Origin of the sequence: Chromohalobacter israelensis DSM 3043 (assembly GCF_000055785.1) — a bacterium.
GTDB lineage: Bacteria > Pseudomonadota > Gammaproteobacteria > Pseudomonadales > Halomonadaceae > Chromohalobacter > Chromohalobacter israelensis.
The window spans coordinates 3,280,295-3,296,347 of record NC_007963.1; the positions used below are offsets into that span (position 1 = coordinate 3,280,295).

The 16,053-nt window shown below is 67.3% G+C and carries 17 protein-coding genes; 9 read left to right on the forward strand and 8 right to left on the reverse strand.

Annotation, left to right across the window (positions count from 1 at the left end; all coding sequences use genetic code 11):
* Nucleotides 1-78: 78 nt before the first annotated feature.
* Nucleotides 79-390: an I78 family peptidase inhibitor gene (locus CSAL_RS14875; RefSeq protein ID WP_011508233.1), complete on the reverse strand. Its 312-nt coding sequence runs from the start codon at nt 388-390 to the stop codon at nt 79-81.
* 148 nt (nt 391-538) lie between these two features.
* On the opposite strand from CSAL_RS14875, the gene osmF reads away from it, so the two are divergent.
* The 4 genes from osmF to CSAL_RS14895 are packed head-to-tail and all read left to right on the forward strand — an operon-like array spanning nt 539 to nt 4,524.
* Nucleotides 539-1,471 carry a glycine betaine ABC transporter substrate-binding protein OsmF gene (gene osmF, locus CSAL_RS14880; protein ID WP_011508234.1) on the forward strand — a complete coding sequence of 311 codons (933 nt, stop codon included), beginning with the start codon at nt 539-541 and terminating at the stop codon, nt 1,469-1,471.
* A gap of 9 nt (nt 1,472-1,480) precedes the next feature.
* The gene (locus CSAL_RS14885) at nt 1,481-2,683 is read left to right on the forward strand and encodes an ABC transporter permease (protein ID WP_011508235.1); all 1,203 of its coding nucleotides are present in this window, start codon (nt 1,481-1,483) and stop codon (nt 2,681-2,683) included.
* 12 nt (nt 2,684-2,695) lie between these two features.
* Complete coding sequence (locus CSAL_RS14890) at nt 2,696-3,760, forward strand: ABC transporter ATP-binding protein (protein ID WP_011508236.1); 1,065 nt, start codon at nt 2,696-2,698, stop codon at nt 3,758-3,760.
* Entirely contained in the window at nt 3,757-4,524 is a 768-nt protein-coding gene (locus CSAL_RS14895; RefSeq protein ID WP_011508237.1) for an ABC transporter permease, read from the forward strand. The genes CSAL_RS14890 and CSAL_RS14895 overlap by 4 nt, the downstream gene beginning before the upstream one ends.
* Nucleotides 4,525-4,657: 133 nt before the next feature.
* Here the strand turns inward: CSAL_RS14895 and CSAL_RS14900 are convergent, their stop codons facing one another.
* Nucleotides 4,658-4,789: an entericidin A/B family lipoprotein gene (locus tag CSAL_RS14900; RefSeq protein WP_011508238.1), complete on the reverse strand. Its 132-nt coding sequence runs from the start codon at nt 4,787-4,789 to the stop codon at nt 4,658-4,660.
* Between the two features lie 146 nt (nt 4,790-4,935).
* A complete protein-coding gene (locus CSAL_RS17040) occupies nt 4,936-5,064 on the reverse strand; it encodes an entericidin A/B family lipoprotein (RefSeq protein ID WP_050934549.1) in 129 nt (42 codons plus the stop codon).
* A 107-nt stretch (nt 5,065-5,171) separates the two neighbouring features.
* Here CSAL_RS17040 and CSAL_RS14905 point away from each other — a divergent pair, with 107 nt between their 5' ends.
* Nucleotides 5,172-5,600 (forward strand): HIT domain-containing protein, encoded by a 429-nt coding sequence (locus CSAL_RS14905; protein WP_011508240.1) that lies wholly within the window; start codon nt 5,172-5,174, stop codon nt 5,598-5,600.
* Between the two features lie 13 nt (nt 5,601-5,613).
* Here CSAL_RS14905 and CSAL_RS14910 read toward each other — a convergent pair whose 3' ends face one another.
* Both CSAL_RS14910 and CSAL_RS14915 read right to left on the reverse strand, forming a co-directional pair.
* Nucleotides 5,614-5,973 carry a hypothetical protein gene (locus tag CSAL_RS14910; RefSeq protein WP_011508241.1) on the reverse strand — a complete coding sequence of 120 codons (360 nt, stop codon included), beginning with the start codon at nt 5,971-5,973 and terminating at the stop codon, nt 5,614-5,616.
* Nucleotides 5,970-6,512: a hypothetical protein gene (locus CSAL_RS14915; protein ID WP_043558635.1), complete on the reverse strand. Its 543-nt coding sequence runs from the start codon at nt 6,510-6,512 to the stop codon at nt 5,970-5,972. Before CSAL_RS14915 ends, CSAL_RS14910 begins: the two co-directional genes overlap by 4 nt.
* Before the next feature lie 243 nt (nt 6,513-6,755).
* On the opposite strand from CSAL_RS14915, the gene CSAL_RS14920 reads away from it, so the two are divergent.
* Nucleotides 6,756-7,916, forward strand: a complete 1,161-nt coding sequence (locus CSAL_RS14920) for a glycerate kinase (RefSeq protein ID WP_011508243.1) — start codon at nt 6,756-6,758, stop codon at nt 7,914-7,916.
* A 165-nt stretch (nt 7,917-8,081) separates the two neighbouring features.
* The gene (locus tag CSAL_RS14925) at nt 8,082-8,555 is read left to right on the forward strand and encodes a Dps family protein (protein ID WP_011508244.1); all 474 of its coding nucleotides are present in this window, start codon (nt 8,082-8,084) and stop codon (nt 8,553-8,555) included.
* A gap of 63 nt (nt 8,556-8,618) precedes the next feature.
* Here CSAL_RS14925 and CSAL_RS14930 read toward each other — a convergent pair whose 3' ends face one another.
* Nucleotides 8,619-10,121: a DNA recombination protein RmuC gene (locus CSAL_RS14930; RefSeq protein WP_011508245.1), complete on the reverse strand. Its 1,503-nt coding sequence runs from the start codon at nt 10,119-10,121 to the stop codon at nt 8,619-8,621.
* A gap of 212 nt (nt 10,122-10,333) precedes the next feature.
* On the opposite strand from CSAL_RS14930, the gene CSAL_RS14935 reads away from it, so the two are divergent.
* Both CSAL_RS14935 and CSAL_RS14940 read left to right on the forward strand, forming a co-directional pair.
* Nucleotides 10,334-10,897, forward strand: coding sequence for a type 1 glutamine amidotransferase domain-containing protein (locus CSAL_RS14935; protein WP_043558637.1), 564 nt, complete (start codon nt 10,334-10,336; stop codon nt 10,895-10,897).
* Nucleotides 10,897-12,093, forward strand: coding sequence for an App1 family protein phosphatidate phosphatase (locus CSAL_RS14940; RefSeq protein ID WP_011508247.1), 1,197 nt, complete (start codon nt 10,897-10,899; stop codon nt 12,091-12,093). Before CSAL_RS14935 ends, CSAL_RS14940 begins: the two co-directional genes overlap by 1 nt.
* 22 nt (nt 12,094-12,115) lie before the next feature.
* Here CSAL_RS14940 and CSAL_RS14945 read toward each other — a convergent pair whose 3' ends face one another.
* Both CSAL_RS14945 and CSAL_RS14950 read right to left on the reverse strand, forming a co-directional pair.
* Nucleotides 12,116-13,579: an aminoacyl-histidine dipeptidase gene (locus CSAL_RS14945; RefSeq protein ID WP_011508248.1), complete on the reverse strand. Its 1,464-nt coding sequence runs from the start codon at nt 13,577-13,579 to the stop codon at nt 12,116-12,118.
* Nucleotides 13,580-13,727: 148 nt separating this feature from the next.
* A complete protein-coding gene (locus tag CSAL_RS14950; protein ID WP_011508249.1) occupies nt 13,728-15,959 on the reverse strand; it encodes a tRNA(Met) cytidine acetyltransferase TmcA in 2,232 nt (743 codons plus the stop codon).
* Nucleotides 15,960-16,053 lie beyond the last annotated feature (94 nt).

Genomic DNA, 16,053 nt, shown 5'->3' on the forward strand with positions numbered 1-16,053 from the left:
CGTGACTCATGAACGCATGCAGCGTAACCCGAAATCCGTCCGCGAGGCGACGCATGCGGATGGCTTGCGCCGCCGCGACTAGCCGCAGGTGAGCTCGACGATACGCTGTCGGTCGTCGAGCTTGACGTTGAGGCGCTGGGCCCGGTAATCCATCGTCACCGCCTGGTTGGGACCGACGACGCGCACGCGCTCGGCATCGCTCGCCTCCTCCAACCGCGCCAGCGTGCTCTCGGTGGCACGCCGTCCCTGATAGTCGTTCAGCGCATCGGCGCCACAGGCATCGCGTTGCGACGTCGATGGCGGCGTGGGCGCCTCGTCCGGCGTCTGCCCGGCGCTGCAACCCGCCAGCAAGATGGTCAACAGGGCACCGCCCAAACCGATTCTGTACATGCTGCCTCCGTGTCGTCGCGTATGTGGGAGCAGCGTATCCGAGGCCGACACTTGTCGCCAAGCGCATTCCCTCTCGCCGCGCAAGCCGAGGATGCTAGACTCAAGGTTCGAATCGTCGCGACCCGTCATTTCCAAGGAGTCAGGAATCATGCCCGGAACGTTTCAACACCTCGCCACCCGCGTGCTTGGCCTGGCGGCCGTCACCGCGCTGTCGATATCGCCGGTCTTCGCCGCCGACCCGGTACGGGTATCCTCGAAGATCGACACCGAGGGGGCCTTGCTGGGCAACATGATGGTCCAGCTCCTGGAGCATGCCGACGTTCCCGTGGAGGAAAACCTCCAGCTCGGACCCACCAACATCGTGCGCAGCGCCCTGCTGGAAGACGAGATCGACCTGTATCCCGAGTACACCGGCAACGGCGCCTTCTTCACCCAGACTACCGACGATCCGGCCTGGAAACAGGCCGAGGCGGGCTACGAGAAGATCCGTGCCTACGACAAGCAGCACAACGATCTCGTCTGGCTGACACCCGCACCGGCCAACAACACCTGGGCGATCGCCCTGCGTCGGGATATCGCCGACGAGCACGATCTCTCCACCATGCAGGACTTCGCGGCCTGGGTACGCGACGGAGGCGAGGTGAAACTCGCCGGCTCGGCGGAGTTCGTGGAGAGCGATGCCGCCCTGCCCAGCTTCCAGCGTGCGTACGACTTCACGCTCGACCAGGAGCAACTGCTGGTGCTTTCCGGCGGCAACACGGCCGCCACCATCCGCGCGGCGGCCAATAATACCAGCGGTACCAACGCGGCGATGGTCTACGGCACCGATGGCGCGATCGCCGCGGCCGACCTCAGGGTCATGGACGATACCCAGGGCGTACAGATGGTCTATGCGCCGGCGCCGGTGATCCGCCAGGCGACGCTCGACGCCTACCCCGAGATTCCGGAGCTGCTCGGCCCCTTGTTCGAGGGACTCGACCGCGAGACGCTGCAGACCCTCAACAGCCGCATTCAGGTAGATGGCATGCCGGCGAGTGACGTCGCACGCGATTACCTCGAATCGCAAGACCTGCTCGACTAAGCGCCACGCGTGACGTCTCCCGCCGTTTCAACGATCGGCGCCGGCCGCCTGCTCGCCAACCGCGTGCTCGTCACGCTGTTGATCGCGGGGCTGGCCGCGGCGTGGCTGCTGCCCTTCGCGTCGATGTCGCCCAATCGCTTGGCCTCGGGCCAGTCGGTGTCGCTCGGCGGCGCCCTGACCACGTGGCAAGCCGCCGGCATGCTCGTGCTGACCGTCATGCTGGGGCTGGCGGCGCTGCAGCGTCCATTGTCGCGCCGGTTAGCGCATGGCGTGACGCTCACGGCGAGCCTCGCGCTCCTGCTGATCACCTTGTACGCGCTGGGCGACTATGCCCAGCGCACGCTTGCCGAGCGCTCGCCATCGGCGCGCGTCTCGCAGGGGGCCGCTTTCTGGGTCATTGTGTTCTGCTGTGCGCTGGCGGCCATCGATACCTTGCAGCGTCACGCCAGCGGCTGGATCACACGCCTGGGATACGCCGCGCTGGCGGGCGGCGCAGTGGCATTCCTGCTGGCCAGCGGACATTTTCGCGAGCTCTCGATCATGCGCGAGTATGCCAACATCCGTGACACCTTCAGCGACCAGCTGCTCACGCACCTGGGGCTGGTGGGCGCCGCGCTGGGACCGGCCTTGGCGATCGGCGTGCCCCTGGGGCTGCTGGCGCACCGCAGCGCCCGGGTGCGGGGGACGCTGTTCAGCGTGCTGAACGTCTTCCAGACGATTCCTTCCATCGCACTGTTCGCCCTGCTCGTCGCTCCTCTCTCGGCACTGGGCAATGCCTTTCCGTTCCTCGCCGAGCTGGGCATCAAGGGCATCGGCGCGGCACCAGCCATCATCGCCCTGGTGATGTATGCCCTGCTGCCCGTGGTGCGCAACACCCATGCCGGCCTCAAGGGCGTGCCGCCGGCGACCGTGGAAGCCGCTCGCGGCATGGGCATGACCCAGCGCCAGGTGCTGTGGCGCGTGGAAATCCCGCTGGCGCTGCCGGTCATGCTCTCGGGGCTGCGCATCGTCACCGTGCAGGCCATCGGCCTGACCGTGGTGGCGGCCCTGATCGGTGCCGGCGGGCTGGGTGCCTTCATCTTCCAGGGGCTCGGCCAATACGCCATCGACCTGGTCCTGCTCGGCGCGATCCCCACCATCGTGCTGGCGGTGATCGCCGATTTCATGCTGCAGATGCTGGTCGCGCTGAGTCAGCCGGCCGGTACTCGCTGACAGGTAGTACAGATGATCGAACTTCAGGGACTGACCAAGCGCTATGGGGGCTCGCGGGTCGTCGACGACATTTCCCTTACCGTCGAGCAGGGAGAGTTCTGCGTGCTCATCGGCCCCTCGGGATGCGGCAAATCGACCACGCTGAAGATGATCAACCGCCTGATCACGCATAGCGAGGGGCGGATCCTGGTAGGCGGCGAGGATGTCACTACCCTGCCGCCGGAGCTTCTGCGTCGCCGGATCGGTTACGCCATCCAGTCGACCGGACTGTTTCCCCATTGGCGCGTCGCCGAGAACATCGCGACCGTGCCCAGGTTGCTGAAGTGGTCCACGTCACGGATCAACGCCCGTGTCGATGAATTGCTGGCGCTGTTTCAGCTCGACGCCGACGATCTGCGCGACAAGTATCCCCACCAGCTCTCGGGCGGGCAGGCACAACGCGTCGGCGTGGCCCGTGCGCTGGCCGCCGACCCCGATGTGCTGCTGATGGACGAGCCCTTCGGCGCCGTCGACCCATTGACGCGCGACGCCTTGCAGGTCGAGCTGGCCCGCGTGCATCGCCAGACCGGCAAGACCATCGTCTTCGTCACCCACGACATGGACGAGGCCCTGCGCCTGGCTTCCCGCGTGGCCCTGCTCAATGGCGGCCGGCTCGTGCAATACGATCGCCCAGCGGAACTCCTCGTCGACCCTGCCAACGATTTCGTCCGCGACTTCATCGGTCGCGCCGACCTGGGGCTCAAGCTGCTCTCGCGGCGCCGGGTCGAGCAGTACTGTCAGCCCGTCCAGGGCACGCGCGAAGCCACGATCACGCAAGCGGCCACCACCCACGCGCGCCCCACCTGGCAGGTGGATGCCGACAATCGGCCCCTGGCACTCATCGGCGGGCGGCTGGAAGAGCCCGCGACCGTACGCACCGACGTCAACGGCGAATGGACGGCCACGCCGGACATGTCCATGAAGGAAGCGCTGTCGCGCATGGTATGGTTTCGCGTCACGGCCCTGCCGGTGCTCGACGACCAGGGACGCTTGCTGGGCGAGGTGACGATGGCCGGCGTCATGGGGCATCGCCCATGACACGCCGCACGATGCCACGTCTGGCGCCGCGCAGCGTGCTGCTGATCGTTCTCGGCGTATTGCTGGTGACGCTGGTCGTGGGCATGGAGCAGTTGGCGCCCTGGTTCCGCGCCTGGTTTCCCGACCAGAACCCGGCCATGTACGAGCGCGAGAGCTTCCTCAACCTGACGCTGGCCCATGTGGCGCTGGTCCTGGTGTCCTCGCTCATTTCGGTGAGCGTGGGCGTCGGCGCGGGTCTGTTCGTCACGCGCCCGGCGGGGCGCGAGTTCGCTCCGCTGGTCTCGACGCTGGCGGCCATCGGCCAGACGTTTCCCCCGGCAGCGGTACTCGCCATCGTCGTGCCCCTGGCGGGTTTCGGCTTCGTGCCCACGCTGGTGGCGCTGGTCCTCTACGGGCTGTTGCCCGTGGTGCAGAACACCGTTGCCGGTCTGGGCACGGTGCCGCCCCAAACCCTCGAAGCGGCACGCGGCAACGGCATGAGCGCCTGGCAGATTCTCTGGCACATCGAGCTGCCGCTGGCGATGCGCGTCATCGTCGCCGGCGTGCGTGTCTCGGTGATCATCAACATCGGCACGGCCACCATCGGGTCCACGGTGGGCGCCACCACGCTGGGTACCCCGATCATCGCCGGGCTGGTCGGCAATAACCTGCCGTACGTGATTCAAGGCGCGTTATTGGTGGGCTTGCTCGCCATCGTCACCGACCTGGCATTCGAACGCCTGGAACGACGTTTTTCGTTCGGCGCGAGTGGTGCGACGCAGTAGTTAGGAAGAATGGGATAGACGGAAAGGCCAGCAAACGGCCTGGGAAGATCGCGAGGGAGGAATGGGGCAGAAGGACGGGAGCGCCCCGGGCTCAGGCCAATCGCCGCCCCTGTCGGGGCGGCGATCGCAAGCATCAATCTGCGGCTTCTTGCACTTCTTCGCCGCCTTGCTCGATGTCTTCACCTGCACCCTCGAAAGTGTTGCAGCCGCTGATTGCGCCAGCGGTGAACATCAGCAGCAGGGAAAAAGCCAGCATCCGTTTCATTGTCGTGTCTCCTTCACGTCATCAAGCGGGAAAAGTCCCGCCGGTCCATGTACCCGTTTGCTCGGGCAACGCTATCCGCCGACATGGCGGTTCGCCCACAACGTAGCAAAGCTGGCGCCGCCATGCATCCTTTGAGCGACATCGGTTCAGGAAGCGGCATCCTGAACCGCTTCACCGCCACGCTCGATATCCTCACCCGCGCCCTGGATGGTATTGCATCCACTCAGCGCCACCAGCAACAGCAAACCCAAGATCGCAACCGTTGTACGCTTCATGCCTTTCTCCTGGAATCACCCTGATCTAGCGGAAACACGGCCTCTTGCCGTGTAACCTAACGTTAGCATAGCCAGCACACTTTACGACGATTTTCAGGAGCGCTCGCATGACCGACTTCTCGCTGCACCCTCGCCTGGCGGCGGACTCTCACCATGTCGTCGACCTGCCGTTGTGCCAGGTACGCCTCAACGACGATGCTCGCTATCCCTGGCTGGTGCTGGTGCCACGTCGTGCCGATATCCGCGAGGTCTACGAGCTGTCCGGCGACGATCAGGCCGCGATGTGGCGCGAAGCCAGCGAGACCGGGCGCCGCCTGATGACCCACTATCGCGGCGACAAGCTCAACCTGGCCACGCTCGGCAACCAGGTCGCGCAGCTGCATCTGCACGTGATTGTACGCCATGCTGCCGATCCTGCCTGGCCGGGCCCGGTATGGGGGCACGCCGCACCGCATCCGTACACCGCCGACGCGCTTGCCTCGACGCTTGCCGAGCTGCGCGGCATGCTGGCCTCGCTCGATCCGGCGACGCCGTGATCCGGAGCGCGCCTCAGGGCGACTCGCCGAGTCGCGCCTGGATGTCGACGAGCAGCGTATCGAAGACGTATGGCGCCACCGGTTGCCCGCCACGCCGGCCCGACAGTGCGATACGCGTGCCCGCCGGCGTGGCATCGAGGCGATAGCGCACCGTCAACGGAGGACGCGAGGCCAGCACGGCCTCGACGTCGCCGAGCTCGGCATCGGCGCGGCGAATCACGAAACCGCGCGACGCCAGCATCGCCACGCCGGCCTCGAGGGCCGCCTGCGGCTCGGCACGCACGACGATTTCCCGCGGCTGTGGCGGCTGCGGCGACGTCGCGCAGCCCACCAGCCCCAGCATGACGATCAGCGTTGCGACCAGTCGCATCATGACGTGGCTCCTTCTTCGCGCAGGCGCAGGTCGATGGCCTCGCGGAGCGAAGCGCAGAAGGCGGCACTGTTGTCCGGGCGGGCATCGATCAGGTACCCGTCGATATCGACCACGCGCGAGTCGCGCGTGACCCTCACGACATCGTCGGCGGCCACCACCGAGACCCGCTGGATACGCACCGGATCGCCGCCGAAGCGCTGTGCATACCCCAGCGAATACCCATGGCGACTCCCCATGCCGTAGTAGCCCCAGAACCCGCTGCGGCCCCAGAACGGGCGATCCACGGCCCCCAGCCCCGGCTGTGCCGCGCTGCGCTCGGCACTCACCAGCCCCAACGCGACCTCGGTGGTCTCGATCCGATAGCCCTGCGCTTCCAGGGCCTCGACCGTGGCCCGCACCCGGGCCGTGGCATCCGCCTCCGCCGGCCACTGACACGCTTCGGGCAACGGCGAACCGACATCGCGCCCCAAGGGGTCATAGGCCGCCATGTTTTGACAACCGCCCAGCCCCGCTACCAGCAACAGCCACCAAGGTTTCATCTTCGCGTTCTCATCCGATGTGCCGCCATTCACCAGCCAAGACGCTGACGCGTCCGACGCCTTCACTGCTTTCACGCGCTCTCTCGAGAGCGTAGCCAACCCCATGGCTTGCGTCAGTGTGGCAGGGTCGGCGGATTCCCGCGTCGCTTCGCATGCGCTAGGCTGGCATCGCAGGGTGCAGCACGTTACATCTTATCTTGCCATCCCCAGCCGCGCGGCGGGGACCACTGAAGAGGCCGGCCCATGAAGATCGTCATTGCCCCGGATAGTTACAAGGATGCCCTGTCGGCCCGCGACGCCGCCGCCGCCATCGCCGCCGGCTGCGCCCGGGTCGTGTCCCGCGACAGTCTGGTGGAGTGCCCCATGGGTGACGGTGGCGAAGGGACCCTGGATGCCTTGCTGGCCGCCACGGGCGCCGAACGCCGCAGCGCCCGGGTCCACGATGCGCTGGGGCGGCCGATCGAGGCTGCCTGGGGATGGCACGTCGATAGCCGTACGGCCTATGTGGAGCTCGCCGAAGCCAGTGGCCTGCAACCACTGCGCCAGGAGGAACGCAGCGCGCTGAACAGCACGACGTTCGGTGTCGGCGAGCTGATTCGTGCCGCTCTCGATACCGGCGCAGAACGCTTGATTCTCACTCTCGGCGGCAGCGCTACCAACGACGCCGGTGCAGGGATGCTCGAGGCCCTGGGCGCCCGCCTGCTCGACAACGAGGACCATCCCTTGCCGCCGGGCGGCGCGGCCCTGGCATCGCTCGCCCGGCTCGACCTGACCGGACTGGACCCGCGCCTGGCCTCACTGGCGGTGGATACCGCCGTGGATGTCGACAACCCCCTGCTCGGCGAGCGTGGCGCCAGCGCGGTCTTCGGTCCCCAGAAGGGCGCCACCCCCGAGGACGTGGCACGTCTCGATGCGGCCCTGGCGCATTTCGCCGAGCATGCCGCCGACGCGCTCGGCGAGGATCACCGCACACTGGCGGGCGCTGGCGCCGCCGGGGGCATGGGATTCGCGGCCGCCGCCTTCCTCGGCGCCCGCTTGAAACCCGGCATCGAACTGGTCATGGAACAGGTCGGCTTTGATCGCTTGCTGACGGAGGCCAGTCTGGTCATCACCGGTGAAGGCCAGCTCGACGGGCAGAGCCTGTCCGGCAAGACACCGGTGGGCATCGCCCGCCTGGCGCGCCGCCACGGCGTACCCACCGTCGCGCTCGCGGGGCGTCTCGGCGACGGATGGCGAGCGGTCCACGACGAGGGCATCGAAGCCGCCCTCGCCCTGGCCGATGGCCCCCTGTCCCTGCCGGACGCGCTCGCCCGCACCGCGTCATTGCTCGCCGACCGGGCCGAAACCCTCGTCCGGCTCTGGCAGCTCGGCTACCGACACGGGGTTCATGCCTCCCCGGACTAGCGGAATGCCGGGCCTGGACACGATGCTGCTGCCCCCCTGCCCTTGAAAAATCCGATCATCAGGGGCATTTCATGTACAGAGGCTATTCCGTCGATGGGAAAGATTCGTTACCCAATCCCAGGTCGGCACTCTACACTTTGCCCATTGCCTACGAGGAGGTGCTTCATGTCCAACATCAACGCCATCGGTCTACACGAGAACAGTGCCAACCAGCTGGCCGAGAAGCTCAACGAGCTGCTGGCCAACTACCAGATCTTCTACATGAACGCCCGCGGCTATCACTGGAACGTGAAGGGTCCGAACTTCTTCGAACTGCACACCAAGTTCGAGGAAATCTACACCGACCTGCTGGCCAAGGTCGACGAAGTCGCCGAGCGCATCCTCACGCTGGGTCACCAGCCGCTGCATGCCTACAGCGACTACGCCAAGGTGTCGCGCATTCAGGAAGCCACCAACGTGCACGATGGCGCCGAATGCGTCCGCGGGCTGGTGCAAGGCTATCAGGCCCTGCTCGAGCTGCAGCGCGAGATCAACTCCATGGCCGCCGATGCCGACGACGAAGGCACCGCATCGCAGATGAGCGATTACATCCGCGAGCAGGAAAAGACCGTGTGGATGCTCAGCGCCTATCTGGGCTGATGGCCACGTTGACGGCACGACCCGCACGATGACGACGCCCGGCCTCGCGCCGGGCGTCGTGTTTCAGGGGTCGGCGGCCGTGTCGTCGCGCGCGGTCCCCGGCGCGCGCGCGTCATCCGCGCCGCCCGGCTCCCCCGACTCGTCTTCCGAGACAGCTTCCGAATCGTCGTCGACGCCCTGCGTCAGGTGTTCGGGCAGGTCACGCTTCATGCGCACCCCCAGACGCTTGAGCATCAACGCCTGGCTGACCAGGCTGCCCTGCCCGGTGGAGAGACGTCCCATCGCTTGCCGGTAGCTGCCATCGGCACGTTCCAGGTGACGCCCGACTTCCTCGAGGCTGTCCACGAAACCGCGAAACTTGTCGAGCAGCTTGCCCGCTCGCTCGGCGATGACGCGGGCATTGTCGTTCTGACGCTCCAGCGTCCACAGGCTGGCCACGGTTCTCAGGCTCGCCAGCAGCGTGGTCGGCGTGACCACCACGATGTCGCGGGCAAAGGCATCGTGGAAGAGGGTTTCATCATGCTGAAAGGCGACGGCAAACGCCGGTTCGACGGGCATGAACAGGAACACGAAATCCGGTGAATTGAGTCCCGGCAACCGTGGATAGTCACGCCCCGACAGGGCTTCGATATGCCCCCGCACAGCCTGCACATGGGCCCGTAGGGCCTGCGCGCGCGTGGCATCGTCCTCGGCGTTGACGTAACGCACGTAGGCATTGAGCGAGACCTTGGCATCGACGATCAGGTGGCGCTGGTCGGGCAGGTAGATGACGGCATCGGGACGCTGACGTCCCGCATCGCCCTCGATCGACACTTCGCGCTTGTATTCGATGTCGCGGCGCAGGCCGGAGCGCTCGAGCACCGATTCGAGCATCACTTCGCCCCAGTCGCCCTGCATCTTCTTGTCGCCCTTGAGAGCCCGCGTCAGATTCGAGGCCTCCTCGGTGATCTGGCGGTTCAAGGTTGCCAGATGCTCGATCTGCGTCTTGAGGGAAGAACGCTCGCGGAGCGACTGCCCGTGAATTTCCTCGAGACGCGCCCGAAAGTCGCCGACCTGTTCGCGAAACGGCGCCAGCAGGGTCTCGAGGCTTTCCCGGCTCTGCGCGCTGAAGGCCTGCTGGCGCTCCTCGAAGATGCGTCCCGCCAGGGCCTCGAAATCCTGCGTGAGCCGTGTCCGTGCTTCCTCGAGCAGGGCGAGTTTTTCCGCATGATGCGCGTGTTCCTGCTCGCGCTGTGTCTCCAGGCGACCATGGCGCTCGCGCAGCGTCGCCAGTTGTTCCTGGCGATCGCCGAGCTCTCGTTCGCACTGCGTCAGACGGCGCTGGGTCTCCAGTCCCTGTTCACGTGCGGCATCCAGCTGGGCATCGCTCTGGGCCAGCTCACGCTCCAGTCGGGCGCGGGTCGCGTCATCTTCATCGAGGCGGTGCCGCACGCTTTCGGCTTCTTGCTCCGCCGCCACGCGGCGCCCTCGCTCACGCCGCCACACTACGCCGAGCGTCAACGTGGCGAGCGCCATCAGCCCCGCGAGGGCCAGAAGGAAAGAGGGGGCTAGAACTGTGCTGGGCATGACATGATACCGACGGTTGCAGACGCGCGAGGAAAACGATCGATCAACGACTTCGCGCGTCACCTTCCCCCACTCGGCGCGACGACGCAAGCAATCGGGGGTTGAAGTCCCGCCTCGATGACCCAAACTGGTGGAATGAGGCCGTCGATGCCGGACCGGGAATGTCCGGGGGCGGTCGCCCACTCATGGAGCAACACGACCAGGAGGTCACGATGAGTCAAGCACAGTCAGGTAAACGCGTCGCCATTCTCGCCACTCACGGTTTCGAAGAGTCCGAACTCTCCGCACCGCGTGCCGCCCTGCGCAGTCAAGGTGTCGAAGTACATGTGGTATCGCCGGACGGCAAGGGCATTCGTGCCTGGGCGGAGACCGACTGGGGCGATACCTACGAGGCCGACAAGGCATTGAGCGATGTCGACTCGACCGACTATCACGCCTTGGTATTGCCCGGCGGGCTGTTCAACCCCGATGAGCTGCGCCTCAACGACCAGGCTCTCGATTTCGTCCGCGGCTTCTTCGAAGCCGGCAAGCCGGTAGCGGCGATCTGCCACGCGCCGTGGATCCTGATCAACGCCGGTGTCGTCGAAGGTCGCCGCATGACCTCGGTCGCCTCCGTCGCCGAGGATCTCAAGAATGCCGGGGCCGAATGGGTCGACGAGAAGGTCGTGGTCGACAACGGGCTCGTCACCAGCCGGACGCCCAAGGACCTGGACGCCTTCAACGACAAACTGATCGAGGAGTTGGCCGAAGGTCGCCACAGCGGACAACACGCCTGATGGCAGCCCATCGACGCCAATCGACGCCCGCCTCGCAAGAGGCGGGCGCTTTGCGTGCGGCCTCCGCCGCGAGTGACGTCGGCTCCCGGGGTGGCATGGCGCGTGTCGGGCGACGCCTGCATGTCATCGCCAAGAGTCTGTTGCGTCTGTTCGCGCGTCCCATGAAGTCCGACCGGGGCGAAGGCGGGCCGGTCGTTCACCCGTACCGGGGGTACGGCTCGCACCATGAAGCCTTTCTGATGGGGCGCGTCTTTCGCCAGGTCGGTCTGGCACGGGTGATCCCACGACGCGGCGCGCTGCGCGATGCCGCCGACGTCACCCGCCGTCTCGCCCGGCGCGGCTTTGCCGACGCCGAGGTGCGCATCCGCCTGGGCGAGAACAGCGCCACCGTCACCACCGACCACGACGGATATTTCGATGTGCGCCTGCCACTCGATGTCCCGCTCGACGAGCATGTTTCCTGGCATCGCGCGGAACTGGAAGTGATCACGCCGGATCGGGAAAACGTGCGCACGCGTGCCGACGTCTACATCCCGCCGCCCAATACCGACCTCATGGTGATCAGCGATATCGACGACACGGTGATGCACACCGGCGTCGCCGACAAGCTGCGCATGCTGTATCGCCTGTTCGTGGAGAAGGCGCACCGACGCACGGCCTTTCCCGGTGTCGCCGAGTTCTACCAGGCCCTGCACGCCGGCACGGCGGGTGACGCACGCCGCCCGATCCTTTATGTCTCGCGAGGCCCCTGGAGCATCTACGAGGTCCTCGAAGCCTTCTTCCAGCTCAACCACATACCGGTCGGCCCGATCCTGTTTCTGCGCGAATGGGGCATTTCCTGGCGTCATCCCTGGCCGCGTCGCGCCGAGGACCACAAGTACGACCTGATCACGCAGATGATCACCCTGTTCGGCGACCTGCCCTGCGTGTTGATCGGCGACAGCGGCCAGCACGACCCGGAGGTCTACACCCGCATCGTCAAGGAAAACCCGGGGCGGGTGAAGGCGATCTACATTCGCCGGGTCGACCGCAAGACCGATCGCGAGACGGCCATCGCGCGCCTGCGCGACGAGATCGAGCATACCGACTGCGAACTGCTGCTGTCCGACGACAGCGCCGCCATGGCGGCGCATGCCCACGAGCGTGGCTATATCTCCGAGACGGGGCTCCACGCGGTGCGGCAGGCATCACGCTAGGCCTGCCGGATGCTCCTGTGGCTCACGCGGCCCGCGCCGATGCCAGATCCTCGATGATCGCGCGCAGCACTTGCCAGAACTCGGCCACCGAGTCGATCTCGACACGCTCCGCCGGCGAATGGGCGCCGCGAATCAAGGGGCCGAAGGAAATCATCTCCAGCTGAGGATACTTGCCACCGAGAATGCCGCATTCCAGTCCGGCATGGATGACCTTGACGTCCGGGTCGACGCCGGTGCGCTCGAGATGCAGGCGCCGAAAACGCGCCAGCAGGGTGCTCTCGGGCGCCGGTGTCCAGCCGGGATAGGCGTTTTCGACGCGCGTTTCCGCGCCGATCAACGAGAACAGTGCCCGAAAGCGATCGGCGAGATCCTGCGTGGCGCTGTCGCGCAGCGAACGCACCAGGGCACAGAGATGGAAACGCCCTTCGTCGAGCTTGACCACCCCCAGATTGTTGGAGGTTTCCACGACCCCGGGCACTTCCACGCTCATGCGTTCGACACCGCACGGCGCCACATGCAGGGCCGCGATCAAGAGACGGCTCGCGGCGCCGGTCAACGGCGCGGCGGACTCGGCAGGCTCCAGAGCAAGCTGCACGTCTTCGTCGACGCCCGCCAGTTCAGCGGCAAGCTCGGCCTGCAACTCGGCCAGGCGCGCGACGACGGCCGCCTCTTCGTCGGCGGGCAACGCGATGCTGGCGAAGGCTTCGCGCGGCAGCGCATTGCGCAACGTGCCGCCCTGATAGGCCACCAGGCAAGCGCCGAAGGGCTCCAGGGCACGGAGCACGCGCACCAGCAAGCGATTGGCGTTGCCACGCCCCTTGTGGATATCGATCCCCGAATGGCCGCCCACCAGGCCGGTCAGGGCGACCTGCCGAACCACTTCGTGCTCGCCGAGGTCCCGCGTCGGCAGGCGTGCCTCGACCACCACGTCGGCGCCGCCCGCACAGCCGATATACACCTGCCCCCGGTCCTCGGAATCGAGGTTGAGCAGATAACGCCCCTGCAGCCAGTCCGTGTCGAGCTCCAGAGCGCCACGCATCGAGGCTTCCTCCTCCAGCGTGAACAGTGCCTCCAGCGGACCATGACGCAGCGTCTCGTCCTCGAGAATGGCCAATGCGGCGGCGACGCCGATGCCGTTGTCGGCACCCAGTGTCGTCTCGTGGGCATGCAGCCAGCCTTCCTCGACATAGGTCTGGATGGGGTCGCGGGTGAAATCGTGGGGATGCTCGGCGTTGGCCTGGGCCACCATGTCCAGATGGCCCTGCAGAATGACGCCGGGCAACGCCTCACAGCCCGGCGTCGCCGCCTTGCGGATCAACAGGTTGCCGGCGGCGTCACGCTCGTGCGTCAAGCCGTGGGCGTCGGCCCAGGCCGTCAGCGTGGCGATCAGGGGCGCTTCGTGACCGGAGGGGCGCGGCGTGTTGCACAGCGTACGAAAATGGCGCCACAGCGGTTCGGGAGAAAGTTGCAGAAGATGATCGTTCATGAGAAATCGTCCTGTTGGGAGCCGCCGGCATCACGTGCCCCGTCTCCCGGTAACGACGCGCGATCAAGGGAGCGCGACGCGGCACGTGCCGGGCGTCATGACACCTTACGCGCTGCACCGTGCAACGCAAGTCCGCCAGTCGCGACACTCAGGCCGTCGCCGTCAGGCGACGGTGCAGCGCCGCGGCCATGTGACGCCAGTGCGCCAGCCGTGCCTGCCGGCCGCGCGAGGGCGTCGTCTCGGCATCGCGCCCCTGGAACAGCACGCTGGCCCACTCGCGCAGCGCCCGCGTCTCCTCGCAGGGCGTCTCGTCATCGACTGCCGGCCGTGCACGCCACCAGGCCAGCCACGCCTCGCACAGCCATGGGCGGGCGAGCGACAACTCTCCTGCGCCGCGCGCATAGTGCGCCAGCCGTGCGGCGAGCGCCGCTGACACCACCGGTACCGGGCCTTCGCGCAGCAATGCCGTCGCCACCTCCCCTTCCAGCGCATTCAGCTCGAAGGCGAGCAATCCCGGCAAGGCGTCTTGCAAGGCATGCGCCCAGGTCTCGAGCGACCCATCGCCCGCCCCCGCTGGCGAACGCCCCATCATCAAGGCGTGCTCGCCGCTCGCCGCGTCGCGGGTCAGCCCCAGGCGCAGCGAGACGAAGCCCTGGCGGTGCCAGAAGGCGATCAACGACGCCTCGGCACCAAAGCTCACGCCCAGCCGATCGATGCCCGCCGCCGGCGCTGCCTCCGCCACCGCCTCGACCAAGGCGCGCCCGATGCCGCGACGTCGGGTGGCGGGGTGCACGGCGATGCGCATGATGCGCCACCAACGCGACGTCAGGGCCGCTTGCCAACCGCCGTGCGCCGCCAGCGACTGGGCCAGCAGATGCCCCCGCGGCCGACGCTCACCGAGGACCACGCGCTCGGCCAGGTCCTCGGGAAAACCGCCTTCCGACTGTACCTGGCACACGCCGAGACAGGTCGTGCCGGCGTAGGCCACCGCAAGGCGCACGTCGGGACCATCGAGCAATTGGCGCAGATCGCCGGGCGTGGTGCGGTAATGGGCCTGCACCAGCAGTCCGAACAGTGCCGCCAGCATCGACTCGTCCTCGGCCAGCGCCGCCCGGTCCAGCCAGCGAATGTGCACTGGCGAGGCCGCCAGCGCCGCCGTGACCTCGGCATCGTCGGCCGGCGCGGCATCGAGCAGCAGCATGTCACGGGTCAGGCGCTCCAGAGGATCGCCCTCGGCCCAGCGCACCGGTGCCGCGAGACGAACCTCGCGCCAATCGGGCGTATCTCGGGACAGGCGTGCGTAGAACCGAATCTGAAAGCCACGCCCGGTGCCCTCGTATCCGTGCACGGTGGTGGCGAACGCGAGGCGGGGAAAGGCCTCCAGCCAGCGAGCGAGAAGCGGTGTGGGAATGGCAGCGGCCTCGTCGACGAACAGGGTAGGCGGCGCGCGTCGGTCGACGTCCGGTGCGCTCAAGGCCTCGATCACGGCATCCGGGGCCAGAAAGCGCACTTCGCACGCCCGCGACGCCAGTGTGACCTGAAAGCGTCCTTCCGCCCGGTGTCCGTGCGGAAACAAGGCCGCCAACCGCGCGAACAGCGGCTCGACCGAGGCGCGACGCGGCGCGGTGACCCACAGCAGCGTCTCGCCCGCCTGCAAACGCCGGGCCGCGGCAATGCCCAGTGCCGCGGACTTGCCGCGGCCACGATCGGCACTCAACACCACGGGGCGCCGGCGACGCAGCCGTGTCAGGCGATGCACGGCAGCGGCCTGGTCGGCGGTCACGCAGGCTGTGTCGTCGGGTCGCGGCGGCGACGCCTCGCTCGAAGGCAACCGTCCGGGGCGCGGCATACGCCGCTCGGCGGGCCAGCACCAGACCCCGGCGTCGCGATGCAGCACGCGCGCCAGGCGGGTCAGGTAGTGCACGCTCAAGGAACGCGCATCGTGCGGCCAGTGCGCCAGGCGTGCGTAGTCGTTGTCGGGATGCGCCGTGCCGGTGGCCCATTCCGCGGGCGTCAGCACGACCAGCAACCCGCCGGCCCGCACGGTGCCGCTCAGCGCGCCGAAGGCATCGGGATCGAAGCCCGAGCCTGGCGTACGGGCATCGAAGATCAGCAAGTCGTGTTCCTGCCCCAGACGCGAGCGCGCCTGACTCATGGGCAGCCGGTCGATGGCCGGCATGTCCGCCCCGGGCTCGCCCTCCCCGACCCACAAGGGCGCATGCCACTCGCGCGAGCGGTGGATGGCGCAGGCCCTGGCCAGGGCCTGCTCGCCAGGCGCGGCGACCCACACCACGCCGCGATGATCCTGCGCCTGACAGGCCTCGACGAGCGTGGCGAGCCAGGTCATGGAGGCCGCCGCGTCATCGCGCGGAACACGCATGCATCACCTCCCGTCGGTTATCGCCCTCCCACACACGCCAACGCCCGCGAATCGCTTCGCGGGCGCGGTCGATGCCGGCATGTGCATGCGGCGA